Here is a 15493-nt window from a genome sequence, read left to right as displayed (position 1 = left end):
CGCAGCCATCCGTGTGACGTGCGAAAACGTCACCCGAACACCTCAGTGCGTGATCGAATGAGAATCCGTCGCTAGACCCACTTCCGGGTTTCGGGGTCCCACGCCTCGCAGAGATCCCCGGCCGCGAGTGGGTCGACGAACTCGATCACAGCGGCCACGACGTCCCCGAAGCTGTCGGGCAGATGGGCGCCATCCGGTCCAAGACGCTTCTTGAACGCCGAGTAGGTCTGTTGGCGCGACTCCGCGAGATCGCCGATCACGGCGGACAGCGGCAGTATGTCGACGCCGCGGTGACGAGTCGTAGCCTCCAGAGCCGACCGGGCTGATTCGTACGACACTGCTTGTTTGCCGGTCAGCATGTAGAGGTCGGCATAGTCACGAACCCTCGTGTTCGCCGCCCGGAGCGCGATCGCCGTACTGGTCTTCTCCGCCAGAACCGTCTCGATCGGGTAGCCGAGCACGGGGACCGGCGCGACCCCCGGCCGCTGCGACGGCAGATCGAGCAGCTGAGGTGCCGGGGTCACCGGGTCGCCGAAGTTGATGTCCAGCCTGAGTTTCACGCTTGCGGTGGAGATGCGGCAGGCCATGCTGATTCGAACACCCGTGTAGAGGTCGTCTTCGCGGATCGACCGGGCCGCGACCGTGTCCACCAGGAACTCCACGCCGTCTTCCTGGTCCAGTTCGACACTGGCCACGTCCACGACTCGCGCGATTACTGTCTCCTCGTCGTTGGCGAGGTTGCGAGCGAGCAGGTCCGCGTCGGCGGTGGCTCGTCGTGCATCGAACACCGCGAGAAGCATGCCTCCCTTCAACACGAACTCACTCGCATGGCGGGACGCGGCCAGACGAGCGAGCCATCGCTCCAACACGTAGAGCGTCTGCAGTTCCTGGTTCGAACGCCGCTCACGGCGCGCCCGGTTCTGAAGGTCCAGGTAGGCACAGCCACCGGGCGTGGCTTTGGTCGGTCGACTCACTCGGCGATCACCGCGTCCACGGCCGCACGCACCGCCGCGAAGACGCTGAGCTCCCGGGCGAACGCGAGCACCTGCCAGGGCCGTGCGCCACGCCGGAGCAAATACCGGCGGAGCGCCGAAAGAGCCAGCGGCTCACCGAGCCTGCCTCTCAACCTCATGAGATCGACAACTGTCCTTTCCGGGTTGTAGATACGAACGTTCTCCCCTGGCGCCGCCTCCACCTCGGTGAGTCCGAGGTCGAACGTTGTGGCGCTGAAGCGAAAGGCCTCGGTAGGCGGATACTCGATGCGAGGCGGCCGCTGGCCACGCGGAACCGCGATCTGGACCTCTCGGGGAATCTCGTCGGTGAGGTCGTGGACCTCGGCTGCCGACACGCAGCACACGACCGCGAGCGGGGCACGCACTGATACCGCCAGCAGATCGGGCCATGTCGGAGCCGGCGCTTCCGCTTTGCGGAAGACGCCCCTCGAAAGCTCCAGCAGGTCACCCTCGTCACGGAGGCGGTACAGGTCACGAAAGTGCAGGCCAGCCTTGTTCGCCGAGCTCGTGGTGAACGTGTTCGGCAACGTCTCCAGGCTTCCCATGGATAGAAGTGTTACCAGGTTGGACCGATCTGGCAACACTTCTATCCACCGAGCTAGGCGGTCTGTGAAGGCTCCACCAGCGCACGGAGCCGGGGAGGCATCCTCTTCTCCAACCCGTACGGTTCGAGGTGCGCCTGCAGCACGCCCGTGAACGCCCGTTCGACCGAAGCGGTGTCCCAGTTGTCGCTCTCCAGGATCGGCTGCTTGAAGTACGGCTGACCCACGATGTGCAGCTGCCTGCCGTTGCACCGGATGACCTGCCCGGTGATGCCCTCGGCGCGGTCCGAGAGCAGGAACAGCACGAGCGGCGCCACCTTGCCCGGCGTCCGGTCGGCCGGAATGGCGCGCAGGGAGCGTTCCGACTTCCACACCATCCGCGTGTGTGCGACGGGGCACACGGCGTTCACGCGGATGCCTTCGGCTTCCAGGTCGAGGGCCCACGAGTAGCTCAGTGAGGCCACCGCGCCCTTGGTCGCCGAATAGGTGGCGAGTTTGCGCTGGCCGAATGACGCGCCGGAGGAAATGTTGATGATGGAGCCGCCGCCGGTGGCCCGCATCGCGCGCATCGCCGCGATTCCGGTGTAGATGACGCCGAGGACGTTCACCTCGACCACGTGCCTGATCGTCTCGGGATCGTCTTCCCACGGCGCTGTCTCGTAGTTCAGGCCCGCGTTGTTCACCAGACCGTCGACGCGGCCGAATTCGTCGACGCACAGGTCGACGATCTTGGCCGCCTCGCTCGGGTCGGCGACCGTGTGGTTCGAGGCCACGGCTCGGCCGCCGAACTCGCGGATGTGCTCTGCCACCCGTTCTGCCAGGTCACCGTCGTTGTCGTTGACCACCACCGACGCACCCGCGAGGGCAGCGTGCATCGCGTACGCCTCGCCCAGTCCTCGGCCCGCCCCCGTGATGACTACCGCTTTTCCGTCCAGGATCCCCATTGCACGCTCTCTTTCACTCGGCGGCGGTTCCCCGGAACCCCCCTGTGGTCCTGTACCCGCCTTCGACAAGCGTGCGGACTGTCCGAAGAAGCGAAGACCACGTTTCGATGAGATGTCGCTGCCGAGCGCCCAATGGCGAACCGAGTTCGGCAGGGCAGATAGGGTGGGACTAATCAGTCCCGGCTGCACGAGGGCTTTCGCCCTCACTCGATCGAGTGACAAAAACGGGCCGCCTTCCCGAGAGGGGAAGGCGGCCCGCAAAACGAGAATTCACCGTTCCGTGTAAGTCAGGTTCCTGCCACTGGACGGGTCGAAGAGCTGCACCTTGTCCGCGTCGAACCAGATGTCCGCCGAGGCGCCCTCCACCGCACCGGACGCGGAGGACAGTCGCGTCACGAGCGAGATGCCGTCACCCGGCACGTCGTCCGCTCCCGCGTCCGCCGCGAGTTCCTGGAGCTCCGCCGAGGCCGCCTGCTCGCCCGTGAGGTTGAAGTAGGCGTACTTGTCCGAGCCCATCGACTCCAGCACGTCCACCTGCGAGGTGAACTTGCCGCCCGACGACAGTGCCTCCGCGTCGACCAGTGCCGCGTCCTCGAAGTGCTCGGGGCGGATGCCCATGATCACTTCGCGGGGCGCGTCGGCACTCTCGATCAGCTGCCGCACCCGGTCCGTCAGCGTCACGTCGCCGAGCACCGACCGCAGCGAGCCGTTCTCCAGCGACGCCGGCACGAAGTTCATCGACGGGGAGCCGATGAAGCCCGCGACGAACAGGTTCGCCGGCTGCTCGTAGAGGAACTGCGGTGCGCCGATCTGCTGTACGACACCGCCGCGCATGACGACGACCCGGTCGCCGAGGGTCATCGCCTCGGTCTGGTCGTGCGTCACGTACACCGTGGTCGTGCCGAGCTGCTTCTGCAGGCGCGACACCGAGGTGCGCATCTGCACGCGCAGCTTGGCGTCCAGGTTGGACAGCGGTTCGTCCATGAGGAACGCCTTGGGGCTGCGCACGATCGCGCGACCCATCGCCACGCGCTGCCGCTGACCACCGGACAGGTTGGACGGTTTGCGGTCGAGGTGCTGCGTCAGATCCAGGATCTCCGCTGCGTCGTTGACCTTCCGCTCGACCGTCGCGTTGTCGACCTTGGCCAGCCTCAACGGGAAGGCCATGTTCTCCTTCACCGTCATGTGCGGGTAAAGCGCGTAGGACTGGAACACCATCGCGATGTCGCGGTCCTTGGGCGCCTTCTCGTTGACGCGCTGCCCGCCGATGCGCAGCTCGCCGTCGGTGATGTCCTCCAGCCCCGCGATCATGTTGAGGGTGGTGGACTTCCCGCAGCCGGACGGCCCGACCAGGATGATGAACTCGCCGTCGGCGATCTCCAGGTTGACCTCCTGCACGGCCAAAGCGCCGTCGGGATACCGCTTGGTCACCTTGTCCAGAACGATCTCTGCCATTGGTCAACTCACCCCTTGACGGCGCCGGAGGTCAGGCCGGCGACGATCCGGCGCTGGAAGAACAACACGAAGAGGATGATCGGGATCGTGATGACCACGGCCGCCGCCGCGATCGACCCGGCCGGGTCCTCGAACTGGGAACTACCGGTGAAGAACGACAGCGCCACCGGCACGGTCCGCGACTGCTCGGTCGAGGTGAGCGAGATCGCGAACAGGAAGTCGTTCCAGCAGAAGATGAACACCAGGATCGCCGTCGTGAACACACCCGGCGCGGCCAGCGGCGCGATGACGCGACGGAACGCCTGCCCCGGCGTCGCACCGTCCATCTTCGCCGCCTTCTCGAGCTCCCAGGGGATCTCGCGGAAGAACGCCGACAGGGTGTAGATCGCGAGCGGCAGCGCGAACGTGATGTACGGCAGGATCAGGCCGGGCCACGTGTCGAACAAGCCAAGGGAGCGCTCGATCTCGAACAACGGCGACACCAGCGAGACCTGCGGGAACATCGCGATCAGCAGCGAGACGCCCACCAGCAGGTTCTTGCCGGGGAAGTCGAGCCGCGCGATGGCGTAGGCGGCCATCGTGCCGAACACCACGGCGATCGCGGTCGCGATGACCGCGATACCGATGGAGTTGATCAGTGCCCGCGTGAACTCGGACGTCGAGAAGATGTTCTGGTAGTTCTCCAGACTCCACTCGCGAGGGATGAAGTTGCCGTCCGCCAACGTCTTCGACGACTTGAACGACAGCGACACGATCCACAGCACCGGAACCAGCGCGTAGATCACGACCACCGTGTTGAGCACACCCCAGCCCCACTTCTTGGCCGGGGTCTCCGCTCCTCCGATACCCGCCATCAGCGCTTCCCTCCGTCGTCACTGCCGGGGGCAGCGGTGCCGAAGAGCTTGATGAACACGAACGCGATGATCGCGACCATGATGAAGATCAGCACGGACATCGTGGATCCGATACCGAGGTTCAAGCCCTTGATGAGGTTGTTGTAGGTCAGCATCGACACCGACGACGTGCCCTGCGAACCAGCGGTGAGCACGAAGAGGTTGTCGAAGATCCGGAACGCGTCGAGCGTGCGGAACAGCAACGCCACCAGGATCGCCGGCTTCATGATCGGCACGGTGATTCTGATGAACCGCTGCCACCCGCTCGCGCCGTCCATCGCGGCGGCCTTGAGCAGGTCGTCCGGCACCAGCGCCAGGCCCGCCATCAGCAGCAGGGCCATGAACGGCGTGGTCTTCCAGATCTCCGCGAGACCGACGACCATCAGCGCCGGGATCTTCTCGGTGAGCACGGGATCGCCGCCGAGCGCCTCGGCGAGGTAGCCGGTGCCGGGCGTCCAGGCGAAGCGCCAGGAGAACGCGGCCACGACCGTGACGATGCCGTACGGGATCAGCGTCGTCGTGCGGACGATGCCGCGACCGACGAGCGCCCGGTGCATGATCAGCGCGAGCGACATGCCCAGCACCAGTTCGACCGCGACCGTGACGACGGTGAGCAACACCGTCACCCACACCGCGTTCCACCAGTACGGACTGCTGAGCACGGTGATGTAGTTGTCGAACCAGATCCACTCGGTGCGGTCCGGGAACTTCAGGTCGAACCTCTGCATCGACAGCAGCACCGAGTAGAGGATCGGCCAGCCGGTCACCGCGATCATGGTGAGCGCGGCGGGCGCGCAGAGCAGCCAGCCGAGTTTGCGTTCGGCTCTCTTGCCCTCGCTCAGCGCCGCCTTCTTCTTGGGCGCAACGGGTTCTGCCGTCTCTGCCTGCACAGCGTCTTCTGTGGCCGCATGACTCACGGCAGCACCCCCTTGGAGTCGAGAGCGTCCTGCAGTTCCTGGCGCAGCCTGTCCGCCGTCGCCTGCGGGTCGATGCTCGCGGGCGGCGACAGGATCGTGGAGATGACCGTCGAGACGTTCTGGTAGGCGGGCGTACGCGGCCGCACACTCGCGTTCCTGAGCGTCTCCAGGATGTCGTCGCGCATCGGGTACGCCTCGGCCATCTCGGGCTCGTCGTAGACGGCCTCGATGGTCGGCGGCACACCGTCCTTGAGCGCGGCGAGCTTCTGGCTTTCCGCGCCACGCAAGCACAACACCGCGTCGAACGACTCGTCCGTATGCGCGGTGTAGTTGCTGACGGCGTAGTTGATCCCGCCGACGGTGACCTTGGCCTGGTCACCGCTCACCGTGGGGTACGGCGCCCACTTGAAGTTCTTGGCGAACTCCGGCTTCTTCTGCGCCGCCGCGTAGACGTACGGCCAGTTGAGCTGGAACGCCGCGTTGCCGTTCTCCATGGCGAGGCGCGCGTTGTCCTCCGCGGCGTTGGAGAACGACGGGTCGATCGCCGACGACGTGGCGAGCTTCTTCAACGCCTCCAACGCTTCCACGGCCTTGTCGTCGACGATGGCCTTGGTGCCGTTCTCGTCGAGGATGGTGCCGCCGTTGGATTTGACCAAAGTGTTGAACAGCACGACGAGCCCCTCGTACTGCTTGCCCTGTCCCACGATCTGGCCGGGCTTCCCTTCCGCCACCAGCGCCTCGGCCATGGAGATCATCTCGTCCCACGTCTTCGGCGGCGTGGGCACGAGGTCGGAGCGGTACCAGAGGAGCTGGACGTTGGTGTTGTCCGGGGCGCCGTACAGCTTGCCCTCGTACGTCGCCGTCTCGAGCGGCGTCTTCAGCGTGCCGTTCTCCACCTGCGACTTGACCGAACCGGTGAATTCCCTGATCCAGCCCGCCTTCGCGAGTTCCGCGGTCCACGTGACGTCGAGCCCGAGGACGTCCATGCTGTCGTCCTCTGCTGCAAGTCTGCGCACCATCTGCTCGCGCTGACCGTCCGCCTCCCGCGGCAGCTTGTTGTAGACGATGTTGTATCGCCCGCCGGCCTTCGCGTTGCAGCTGTCGACGATGGCCTGGAAGTTCTCCTGGGGATACTTGTAAACGTTGACGGTGATGCCTTGGTCGCCAGACCCGCAAGCCGTGAGGGTTCCTGCCGCGAGTACCGCGGCTCCCACTCCGGCGGCGAGTCGATAGCGCCTCGTCGCACCCATCGGCCCTGCCTCCTTCCCGACTACACGGAGGAGCCAGACCGCAGCGCCCGGCACCTCGTCGTGCCACCGGCCGCACCGGGCGGACCGGTCAAATGAACCTAGGCCTGGTGATCACGAGCCGCAACCAAGGGAAGCAACGATTCAGAACCAATGGTCTTATGTGAAGCTTAAGAACTCGGGTTCACGGGACGCATCGCGAGCCTCGCGAGCAGGTCACGGCCCTTCTCGGCGGACTTCGGGTGGCAGAGCACGTCATACCGGTTCGCGACCAGCTGACTCGCGGACTGGAAGTCCCGCTTACCGCGCGCCGACCCGTACCCGACCGCCGCGAACACCAGACCGAAGAAGACACCGGTGATCAGACCGGTGAGCACCGGGCCGACCGTGACGCCCGGCTCGGGGCTGAAGAGGGTCAGCAGCAGGCCGACGAAGAGACCGAACCAGGCACCACTCGCCGCGCCGGTCATCAGCACCCGGCTCCAGGTGAGCTTGCCGGTGATCCGCTCGACCAGCATCAGGTCCACGCCGACGATCATGACTTCCTGGACCGGGAAGTCCTCCGCGGCCAGGTGGTCTACCGCGCGTTGCGCCTCCTCGTACGTGGCGTACGAACCGATCGGCCACCCCGTCGGCGGAGTGGGCAGGCGGGGAGGGACGCCGGGCCGGTTCGGGTTGGCGAACGGACTCGTCACTGGAACCACCTCTGTCGGACGCGCTGATCGTCCCATCCTGCCAGTGCCCGCTGCGGCGTGCCGATACGCCTACGGGTGTTTTGCCGGTTTCAGCCTTCGGGTGGCGTGACGACTTGGTCGTCGTCGCGGACTGTCAGCCGGGAAACGCGATTTCGAACCGGTGCACGAGCGCGCGGTGCGACCGCGCGTACACGTCCCGGCTGTCCTCCACCCGTTCCGTCTCCTTCTTCAGCGCCTCACGGGCCGCACCGGCGTTCCCGCCGAGCACGTGGATGACCGCGAGCTTGCGCGCCCGTTCGAAGTCGAGCAACGACTCCGGCTTCGCGACGAGTTCGCGGGCCAGAGTGTCCCACTTGGCGTACTTGTCGATGTACGGCTTGCCGTGCTTGAGGAACGCGGCCACCAGCGACGCCGCCACGGGAGCGGGGTCGCCGCCGGGCGTGAAGGTCCACTTCCAGACGGGCTTGTCGGGCATCAGGTTGCCGAGCGGCGTGGACACCACGGGCGTGGTCGGGATTCCGACACCAAGGGTGCGGCAGACCGCGTCGTAGTGGCGGAAACAGACGCCGACCAGCGGCGTCAGGTCGAGCGCGCCCGCGATGCCGAAGCCGAGCCAGCCCGAGACGCCGTCACCGCGTTCCTGGAGCCAGACGTGGCCGCGCCGCACGAAGCCCGCCGGGCGCAGCGCGGTGTCCACGGCGACGAGCGCATCGGTTTTCGGTGAAGGCCTCACGGATCACAGGGTCCCAAACGAGCGCGGATCTCGCCGGTCGAGTTCAGTGCAGCACCGGTCCGAGGAACTCGGCCAGCTTCCGCACCACGTCCGGCGGCACCTCGTCGAGGTGTTCCGTCAGCTGCAGAAGTATGCGGCCGCCGCCGAGGTGCTCGACGGAAAAACACGGCGCCGTCGCGCAGACCTCCTGCACACCACCCAAAGCGGCGACCTGACGCGGACCCAGCAACGTCGCCCAGTGCGGGCCGCGCGTCATTTCCGCTGCCATGAAAAGGGATTCGTCCAGGCCGACGCCGGCGGCGACCTCGTGCGCGGTCCGCACGCCGACGCGGTCCAGCGTGATCCAGCCGCCGCTGGCCCGCGCCAACGAGGCGCCCGACCGGAAGACGGACAGCCAATCCTGTTGCACCGCATGGGAAATCCAGCCGCCGAACAGCGACCGCGAGGCCGTGACAACGACCTGGTGCGGGAACGCGGGGTCGTCCTTCAGCAGGATTTCCGCGCTCCAGCCGTGATCGACCAGGGGCACGCCCTGGGAGTCGAGCTGGACCAGTTGCACGCGCAGGAACGACGGCAGGTCGGCCAGGGCGGCGGACCACGACGGAAGGGTGAAGTCACCCGAAGAGAGCAGCAGCCGGGCGTATCCCGGCGGCCCCCAGGGCGTTGTATCGGAGGGGTGGTAGTCGCGCGCCACCGACACGAGCTCCTCGACCGATGCCGGGCACAGAGGTGCGAGCAGGTCGGTGAACAGGGCGCCGAACCACCTGGCCAGCGCGGGACGGTCGACGCCGGAGAACGTGTCCAGCTCCAGACGGACCACGTGTGGCGGCGACACAGGTCCGGGAAGTGTCAGATCTGTGCTCAAAGTGAGCGAACCTTATGGCCCGCAGCCAAAAACCGTTAGGGGCCAGTCTCGTGAAAGATCGGCCCCTAACGGGCGAACGTCAACGCGCGTTCAGCCGCGCGACTGGTAGTCGCGGAGCAGGCCGCGCGAAATGATCGTCTTCTGGATCTCCGAGGTGCCCTCGCCGATCAGCAGGAACGGGGCCTCGCGCATCAGGCGCTCGATTTCGTATTCCTTGGAATAGCCGTAGCCGCCGTGGATGCGGAACGACTCCTGCGTCACCTCGGCGCAGTACTCGGAGGCGATGAGCTTCGCCATGCCGGCCTCGACGTCGTTGCGCTGACCCGAGTCCTTGAGGCGCGCGGCGTTGACCATCATCAGGTGCGCGGCCTCGACCTTGGTGGCCATCTCGGCGAGCTTGAACGCGATGGCCTGGTGCTCCACGATGGCCTTGCCGAACGTCCTGCGCTGCTGGGCGTACTCGATGGCGAGTTCGAAGGCGCGGATCGAGATGCCGCACGCACGGGCGGCGACGTTCACGCGGCCGACCTCGACGCCGTCCATCATGTGCCTGAAGCCCTGGCCCGTGACACCGCCCAGCACCTGGTCCGCGGCGATCTCGAAGCCGTCGAACACCATCTCGGTGGTGTCGACGCCCTTGTAGCCCATCTTGTCGATCTTGCCGGGGATCGTGAGGCCCGGCAGGACCTCGCCGTAGCCCTCGGGCTTCTCGACCAGGAACGCCGTGAGGTTCTGGTGTGGCTTCTCGGCGCCCTCATCGGTCTTCACCAGCACGGCGGTGAGGTTCGACGTGCCGCCGTTCGTCAGCCACATCTTCTGGCCGTTGATGGTGTAACCCGACTCGCCCTTCACCGCGCGGGTGCGGATCGCGGCGACGTCGGAGCCGAGTTCGGGCTCGGACATGGAGAACGACCCGCGCACCTCGCCCGCGGCCATGCGCGGCAGGTACTTCTGCTTCTGCTCGGGCGTCCCGTGCTGCTTGAGCATGTGCGCCACGATGAAGTGGGTGTTGATGACACCGGAGACGCTCATCCAGCCGCGCGCGATCTGCTCGACCACCAGCGCGTAGGTCAGCAGGGACTCGCCCAGGCCGCCGTACTCCTCGGGGATCGTCAGGCCGAAGAGGCCCATCTCCTTCATGCCCTCGACGATGTCGGCGGGGTACGTGTCGCCGTGCTCCAGCGTCTGGGCGTGCGGGATGATCTCCTTGTCCACGAATGTGCGGACGGTCGCGAGGATTTCTTCCTGGATGTCCGTGAGACCCGCGGTCTGGGCGAGGCGCGCCATCGCACTTCCCTTCCAAGGCTTTGGTTACCGGCGAGTATGGACCGGTTAACGCCCGTTTGCGACCGGGGTGTGCTCTCCGCAACAACCCGAGCGCCCGCTGTACCGAAACAGCATCGCTGACAGGTGTATTCGCGCACCCGCACGCGACGAACCCGGCGGCCGGACCCTAAGATCCCCGCTCAAACATCTAGGGGGACTCGCGATGACCTACGACCCGTACAACCCGAAGCAGTCAGGCGATCCGTACGGCCAGCAACCGCCCTACGGCCAGCCCGGCCAGCAGCCCATGTACGGCTACGGCTACCCGCCGCCCGTGCCCAAGTCGCAGACGAACGCGATCCTGGCACTGGTGCTGTCGCTCGTGGGGTTCGCGACCTGTGGCGTGACGTCGATCGTCGGCGTCATCTTCGGGCACGTCGCGATGGGGAAGATCAAGCGTGGCGAGGAGGAAGGCCACGGGATGGCGCTCGCCGGCATCATCGTCGGCTACGTCGTCATCGTCGGCTACCTGCTGCTCATCGCGTTCTACGTCTTCATGTTCTTCGCGGCGGTCAACGGGACCTATCGCTGAACCGGTCGAACTCAGCCCGCGAGGGCGATCTCCAGGGCGCCACCGCAGTGGCGGCAGACGTCGGCGAACACGTGGACGTCGGCAGCGCATCCCGGGCAGCTGCGGAAGCTGCGCTCGAGCAGGTCGTCCTCGCGACGTTTGAAGAGCCGCAACCGTCTGCTCGCCTTGCCGTTACTCGAACGTGACATGCCCAAGAGCATGCCCCGACCCAGGGGCGAGATCGCAAACTCCGGTGACGGATTGTGCGCCACTTCACCCGTTTCGAACGCAACCTGTGACGGTCGAACACGTCCAGTGACATTCAGGGTGAAGTAGCGCACAATCCGTAACGGAATCAGGCCTCCGGCGGCGTCCACACGTTCGCGCGGGACATGCCCGCGGCACGGCCCTTGCCGGAGATCACCAGCGCCATCTTGCGCGACGCCTCGTCGATCATCTCGTCGCCGAGCATCACCGCGCCCCGCCTGCCACCCGCCTCGGACGTGTAGAACTCGTACGCGTCGAGGATGTTCTCGGCGTGGTCGTAGTCGTCCTGCTTCGGGCTGAAGACCTCGTTGGCCGCGTCGATCTGGCCGGGGTGCAGCACCCACTTGCCGTCGAAGCCCAGCGCCGCGGACCGACCGGCGACGCGCTTGTACCCGTCGACGTCGCGAATCTGCAGGTACGGGCCGTCGATGGCCTGCTTGTCGTGGGCCCGCGCGGCCATCAGGATCCGCATCAGGATGTAGTGGTAGGCATCACCGACGTCGTAGCCGGGCGGCTGCTCGCCGACGACCAGCGACTTCATGTTGATCGACGCCATGAAGTCCGCCGGGCCGAAGATGATCGTCTCGACGCGCGGGGACGCGGTGGCGATCGCGTTGACGTTGTTCAGGCCTAGGGCGTTCTCGATCTGCGCCTCGATGCCGATCTTGCCGACCTCGTAGCCCATGGTCTTCTCGATCTGGGTGATCAGGAAGTCGAGCGCCACGACCTGCTCCGGCGTCTGGACCTTCGGCAACATGATGCAGTCGAGGTTCGCGCCGGCGCCCTCGACGACCTCGGTGACGTCGCGGTAGGTCCACTCCGTCGTCCAGTCGTTGACGCGGACGACGCGGGCCTTGTCGCCCCAGCCACCCTCGTTGAGCGACGCGACGATGGTCTTGCGGGCATCGGGCTTGGCCAGCGGCGCGCAGGCGTCTTCCAGGTCCAGGAACACCTGGTCCGCCGGCAGCGTGCGCGCCTTGTCGATCATCTTCTGGCTCGAGCCGGGGACCGCCAGACACGAGCGACGGGGACGCTGCTGGTCGACCACTGGAGTACCTCCTTGTACCGGCCGGTAACTATGAGCGCCACAGTGGCACGCATCATCTCCGGGCGCATATTCGCTGAGTCCCGTTTCACAAAGCCTGGCAGGCTGAACCGGTGGAGATCACTCGAGTACTTGACGCCGCGCTGCGGAAGGCGGCGGCTGTCTGGATCACCTCGCCCGGTCACGAACCGCGTCTCGTGCACTCCCACTGGCGTGCCGACTCGCTGTGGGTCATCTCCGGCGGTACCGAACCGACGGTGCCGGGACTGACTGACGGAGCGCAGGTCACCGTCACCGTCCGCTCCCCCAGCACGCACTCGCACCTCATCGACGCCCAGGCCGTCGCGCACCTGACCGAGCCCGACGACGAGACCGCGCAGGCGCTGAAGACAGCCAGGCTCAACACCAAGCCGTCGTGGGACGCCGTGTACCGGCTGGAGTTCAGCTCATGATCACCGTGCCGGAAGGTTTCGGCGAGGGTCTCGGCGACGGCGCTCCGGAATGGATCGCGAACCTGCCGAAGCTCGCCACCAAGGCGTGCGCGCGCTGGCGGCTCACCCCGGACGGCGCGCTGATGAACGGGTTCTGTGCGGTCGTGCTGCCGGTGCGTCAGGCCGATGGGCATCCTGCGGTGCTGAAACTGAGCTGGACGGACGACGAGACCCAGCACGAACCGCTGGCGCTCAAGCTCTACGACGGCAACGGCGCGGTGCGGCTGCTCGACCACGACGCCGAACTCGGCGCGTTGCTGCTGGAACGCCTGGACCGGCACTCGCTCGACGACGAACCGGTCGACCTGGCCATCGGCGTGATCGGCGGCCTGCTTCGCCGCCATCGTGGAATCCAGGCACCGGGCGAGATCCGCCGGTTCTCCAGCGAGTTGGAGGATCACCCGGCGATCCCGCGCGACCTGCTCGGCGCGGCTCGCGAGGCCGGCACCAGGCCGATGGGCACGACGCTCGTCAACGAGGACCTGCACTACGAGAACGTGCTGCGCGGCGACCGCGAGCCGTGGCTGGTGATCGACCCGAAGCCGTTGTCGGGTGATCCCGAGTACTGCGTGATTCCGTTGCTGTGGAACAGGTTCGACGAGCTCGACGGGCCCAGGGGCCTCACCGACCGGTTCCTGGCGGTGTGCGACGCGGGTGAGCTGGACGTGGCGAAGGCACGCGACTGGACGCTGCACCGGGCCGTCACCAACTGGATCTGGTGTCTGGAAGAGGACATGGCGGACATGGCCGTGATCTGCGCCGACATCGCGCGGTGGGCGGCCCGGACCTGATCTAGCCTGGTGTCGTGGTGGCTGTAAACAGGATCTACATCGCTCAGCTGGCCGGACTTCCCGTCTTCGGCCCCGACGGCGAACCCGTCGGCAAGGCCCGTGACGTCGTGATCAGCCTCCGCATCGACCGGCAGCCGCCGCGCGTGCTCGGCATGGTCGTCGAGCTCGTGACGCGCCGGCGGATCTTCGTGCCGATGCTGCGCGTCACCTCGATCGAGCCGAACGCCGTGACGCTCGCGACCGGGTCGGTGAACCTGCGGCCGTTCCACCAGCGCGTCAACGAGGTGCTGGTGATCGGGGAGTTGCTCGACGCCAGGATCACGGTCGACGACGGTGCCACGGCGGTCGTCGTGGACGCCGCGATGGAGCTGACCCGCACCCGCGACTGGCGCATGGTCCGCGTCGCCGGCCGGGAGCGCACCGGCCGGTTCAGCCTCAAGGGTCCCGTGCAGGTCTGGCGGTGGGAGGACGTCACCGGCCTGAGCGTGAACGAGATCGCGGGCCAGCCGCAGGGCGCGCAGCAACTCGTCGCGGTCTTCGAGGGCATGCGCGCGGCCGACGTGGCTCACGCGCTGCACGAACTGCCACCCAAGCGCCGCCACGAGGTCGCGGACGCGCTCGACGACGAACGGCTCGCGGACGTCGTCGAGGAACTGTCCGAAGAGGACCAGAAGGGCATCCTGTCGCACCTGGACGAGGAACGCGCCGCGGACATCCTGGAGGCGATGAACCCGGACGACGCGGCGGACCTGCTGAGCGAACTGGCCGAGGGCACCAAGGACCGCCTGCTGGAACTGATGGAACCCGAGGAGTCCGAACCGGTCCGGCGCCTCCTGAAGTACTCGTTCGACACGGCCGGTGGTCTGATGACACCGGAGCCGATCATCCTCACGCCGGACGCGACGATCGCGGAAGCGTTGGCACGAGTGCGAAATCCCGACCTGACGCCCGCGCTGGCGTCGATGGTCTTCGTCTGCCGCTCCCCCTCCGCGACGCCGACCGGCCGCTACCTGGGTTGCGTGCACATTCAGCGGTTGCTGCGCGAACCACCGTTCGACCTCGTCGCCGGCGTGCTCGACACGGACCTGACGTACCTGTCGCCGAACGCCTCGCTGAGCGACGTGACGCGCTACTTCGCGACCTACAACCTGGTGTGCGCCCCGGTCCTGGACGAGGCCGAGCACCTGCTCGGCGCCGTCACCGTGGACGACGTGCTGGACCACCTGCTGCCGGACAACTGGCGCGAGACGGGACTGAGCCATGCCTGAACTGCTGCCCCGGCGCAGACTCGACCAGCCGCGCGGGCCGCGCGGCTTCCGGTTCTCGATCGACCCGGACACCTTCGGCCAGCTCTCCGAACGGCTCGCGCGCTTCCTCGGCACCGGCAAGTTCCTGTTCTGGCAGACGCTCCTCGTGATCGCGTGGATCACGCTCAACCTCGTCGCCGTGTCCCTGCGGTGGGACCCGTACCCGTTCATCCTGCTGAACCTGGCGTTCTCTACGCAGGCCGCCTACGCCGCGCCGCTGATCCTGCTCGCGCAGAACCGGCAGGACGACCGGGACCGGGTGTCGCTGGAGGAGGACCGGACGCGGGCCGCGCAGACGAAGGCGGACACCGAGTACCTGGCGCGCGAACTGGCCGCGGTGCGGCTGGCGCTCGGTGAGGTGGCGACGCGCGACTTCATCCGGGGTGAGCTGGAGAAGCTGGTGAAGGAGCAGAACTACCTGAAGAAGGTCCGGCCGTGACCCAGGTCACCC

The 15493-nt window shown here is 66.8% G+C and carries 18 protein-coding genes; 5 read left to right on the top strand and 13 right to left on the bottom strand.

The window, feature by feature from the left end:
- Window positions 1-71: 71 nt before the first annotated feature.
- From IG04_RS0134320 to IG04_RS0134270, 11 genes are all read right to left on the bottom strand, one after another.
- Complete coding sequence (locus tag IG04_RS0134320) at window positions 72-974, bottom strand: nucleotidyl transferase AbiEii/AbiGii toxin family protein (RefSeq protein ID WP_036016513.1); 903 nt, start codon at window positions 972-974, stop codon at window positions 72-74.
- Window positions 971-1558 carry a type IV toxin-antitoxin system AbiEi family antitoxin domain-containing protein gene (locus IG04_RS0134315; protein WP_030480899.1) on the bottom strand — a complete coding sequence of 196 codons (588 nt, stop codon included), beginning with the start codon at window positions 1556-1558 and terminating at the stop codon, window positions 971-973. Before IG04_RS0134315 ends, IG04_RS0134320 begins: the two co-directional genes overlap by 4 nt.
- A gap of 53 nt (window positions 1559-1611) precedes the next feature.
- The gene (locus tag IG04_RS0134310; protein ID WP_030480898.1) at window positions 1612-2499 is read right to left on the bottom strand and encodes an SDR family NAD(P)-dependent oxidoreductase; all 888 of its coding nucleotides are present in this window, start codon (window positions 2497-2499) and stop codon (window positions 1612-1614) included.
- Window positions 2500-2769: 270 nt separating this feature from the next.
- Complete coding sequence (locus tag IG04_RS0134305) at window positions 2770-3954, bottom strand: ABC transporter ATP-binding protein (RefSeq protein WP_030480897.1); 1185 nt, start codon at window positions 3952-3954, stop codon at window positions 2770-2772.
- 8 nt (window positions 3955-3962) lie between these two features.
- Window positions 3963-4808, bottom strand: a complete 846-nt coding sequence (locus tag IG04_RS0134300) for a carbohydrate ABC transporter permease (RefSeq protein ID WP_030480896.1) — start codon at window positions 4806-4808, stop codon at window positions 3963-3965.
- On the bottom strand, window positions 4808-5737 hold the full coding sequence (locus tag IG04_RS0134295) for a carbohydrate ABC transporter permease (protein ID WP_030480895.1): 930 nt from the start codon (window positions 5735-5737) through the stop codon (window positions 4808-4810). Before IG04_RS0134295 ends, IG04_RS0134300 begins: the two co-directional genes overlap by 1 nt.
- A 23-nt stretch (window positions 5738-5760) precedes the next feature.
- Window positions 5761-7014 carry an ABC transporter substrate-binding protein gene (locus IG04_RS0134290; RefSeq protein ID WP_030480894.1) on the bottom strand — a complete coding sequence of 418 codons (1254 nt, stop codon included), beginning with the start codon at window positions 7012-7014 and terminating at the stop codon, window positions 5761-5763.
- A 167-nt stretch (window positions 7015-7181) separates the two neighbouring features.
- Window positions 7182-7742, bottom strand: coding sequence for a YflT domain-containing protein (locus tag IG04_RS0134285; protein WP_036016511.1), 561 nt, complete (start codon window positions 7740-7742; stop codon window positions 7182-7184).
- 97 nt (window positions 7743-7839) lie between these two features.
- Complete coding sequence (locus tag IG04_RS0134280) at window positions 7840-8439, bottom strand: hypothetical protein (RefSeq protein WP_144065638.1); 600 nt, start codon at window positions 8437-8439, stop codon at window positions 7840-7842.
- 43 nt (window positions 8440-8482) lie between these two features.
- Entirely contained in the window at window positions 8483-9304 is an 822-nt protein-coding gene (locus IG04_RS0134275) for a DUF3396 domain-containing protein (protein WP_144065639.1), read from the bottom strand.
- 90 nt (window positions 9305-9394) lie between these two features.
- On the bottom strand, window positions 9395-10591 hold the full coding sequence (locus IG04_RS0134270; protein WP_030480890.1) for an acyl-CoA dehydrogenase family protein: 1197 nt from the start codon (window positions 10589-10591) through the stop codon (window positions 9395-9397).
- A gap of 202 nt (window positions 10592-10793) precedes the next feature.
- Here IG04_RS0134270 and IG04_RS0134265 point away from each other — a divergent pair, with 202 nt between their 5' ends.
- Window positions 10794-11162: a DUF4190 domain-containing protein gene (locus IG04_RS0134265; RefSeq protein WP_030480889.1), complete on the top strand. Its 369-nt coding sequence runs from the start codon at window positions 10794-10796 to the stop codon at window positions 11160-11162.
- An 11-nt stretch (window positions 11163-11173) separates the two neighbouring features.
- On the opposite strand, the gene IG04_RS0134260 is transcribed toward IG04_RS0134265, so the two are convergent.
- Complete coding sequence (locus IG04_RS0134260; RefSeq protein ID WP_157513054.1) at window positions 11174-11350, bottom strand: hypothetical protein; 177 nt, start codon at window positions 11348-11350, stop codon at window positions 11174-11176.
- 146 nt (window positions 11351-11496) lie between these two features.
- Window positions 11497-12456 carry an HpcH/HpaI aldolase/citrate lyase family protein gene (locus tag IG04_RS0134255; RefSeq protein WP_030480887.1) on the bottom strand — a complete coding sequence of 320 codons (960 nt, stop codon included), beginning with the start codon at window positions 12454-12456 and terminating at the stop codon, window positions 11497-11499.
- A gap of 110 nt (window positions 12457-12566) precedes the next feature.
- On the opposite strand from IG04_RS0134255, the gene IG04_RS0134250 reads away from it, so the two are divergent.
- The 4 genes from IG04_RS0134250 to IG04_RS0134235 are packed head-to-tail and all read left to right on the top strand — an operon-like array spanning window position 12567 to window position 15481.
- Window positions 12567-12905 carry a hypothetical protein gene (locus tag IG04_RS0134250; RefSeq protein WP_245816655.1) on the top strand — a complete coding sequence of 113 codons (339 nt, stop codon included), beginning with the start codon at window positions 12567-12569 and terminating at the stop codon, window positions 12903-12905.
- Entirely contained in the window at window positions 12902-13735 is an 834-nt protein-coding gene (locus tag IG04_RS0134245; protein WP_030480885.1) for an aminoglycoside phosphotransferase family protein, read from the top strand. Before IG04_RS0134250 ends, IG04_RS0134245 begins: the two co-directional genes overlap by 4 nt.
- Window positions 13736-13749: 14 nt before the next feature.
- Entirely contained in the window at window positions 13750-15003 is a 1254-nt protein-coding gene (locus IG04_RS0134240; protein ID WP_030480884.1) for a magnesium transporter MgtE N-terminal domain-containing protein, read from the top strand.
- On the top strand, window positions 14996-15481 hold the full coding sequence (locus IG04_RS0134235; RefSeq protein ID WP_030480883.1) for a DUF1003 domain-containing protein: 486 nt from the start codon (window positions 14996-14998) through the stop codon (window positions 15479-15481). Before IG04_RS0134240 ends, IG04_RS0134235 begins: the two co-directional genes overlap by 8 nt.
- The last annotated feature ends 12 nt before the right edge of the window (window positions 15482-15493 follow it).

Source organism: Lentzea albidocapillata (assembly GCF_000719115.1).
Lineage (GTDB): Bacteria > Actinomycetota > Actinomycetes > Mycobacteriales > Pseudonocardiaceae > Lentzea > Lentzea albidocapillata.
This window is presented reverse-complemented; position numbering and strand designations above follow the sequence as displayed.

Coding starts and splice junctions, on each gene's coding strand:
- IG04_RS0134315 (WP_030480899.1), bottom strand. CDS start 1,558: ATGGGAAGCCTGGAGACGTTGCCGAACACGTTCACCACGAGCTCGGCG.
- IG04_RS0134310 (WP_030480898.1), bottom strand. CDS start 2,499: ATGGGGATCCTGGACGGAAAAGCGGTAGTCATCACGGGGGCGGGCCGA.
- IG04_RS0134305 (WP_030480897.1), bottom strand. CDS start 3,954: ATGGCAGAGATCGTTCTGGACAAGGTGACCAAGCGGTATCCCGACGGC.
- IG04_RS0134300 (WP_030480896.1), bottom strand. CDS start 4,808: ATGGCGGGTATCGGAGGAGCGGAGACCCCGGCCAAGAAGTGGGGCTGG.
- IG04_RS0134290 (WP_030480894.1), bottom strand. CDS start 7,014: ATGGGTGCGACGAGGCGCTATCGACTCGCCGCCGGAGTGGGAGCCGCG.
- IG04_RS0134285 (WP_036016511.1), bottom strand. CDS start 7,742: ATGGGACGATCAGCGCGTCCGACAGAGGTGGTTCCAGTGACGAGTCCG.
- IG04_RS0134270 (WP_030480890.1), bottom strand. CDS start 10,591: ATGGCGCGCCTCGCCCAGACCGCGGGTCTCACGGACATCCAGGAAGAA.
- IG04_RS0134265 (WP_030480889.1), top strand. CDS start 10,794: ATGACCTACGACCCGTACAACCCGAAGCAGTCAGGCGATCCGTACGGC.
- IG04_RS0134260 (WP_157513054.1), bottom strand. CDS start 11,350: ATGTCACGTTCGAGTAACGGCAAGGCGAGCAGACGGTTGCGGCTCTTC.
- IG04_RS0134245 (WP_030480885.1), top strand. CDS start 12,902: ATGATCACCGTGCCGGAAGGTTTCGGCGAGGGTCTCGGCGACGGCGCT.
- IG04_RS0134235 (WP_030480883.1), top strand. CDS start 14,996: ATGCCTGAACTGCTGCCCCGGCGCAGACTCGACCAGCCGCGCGGGCCG.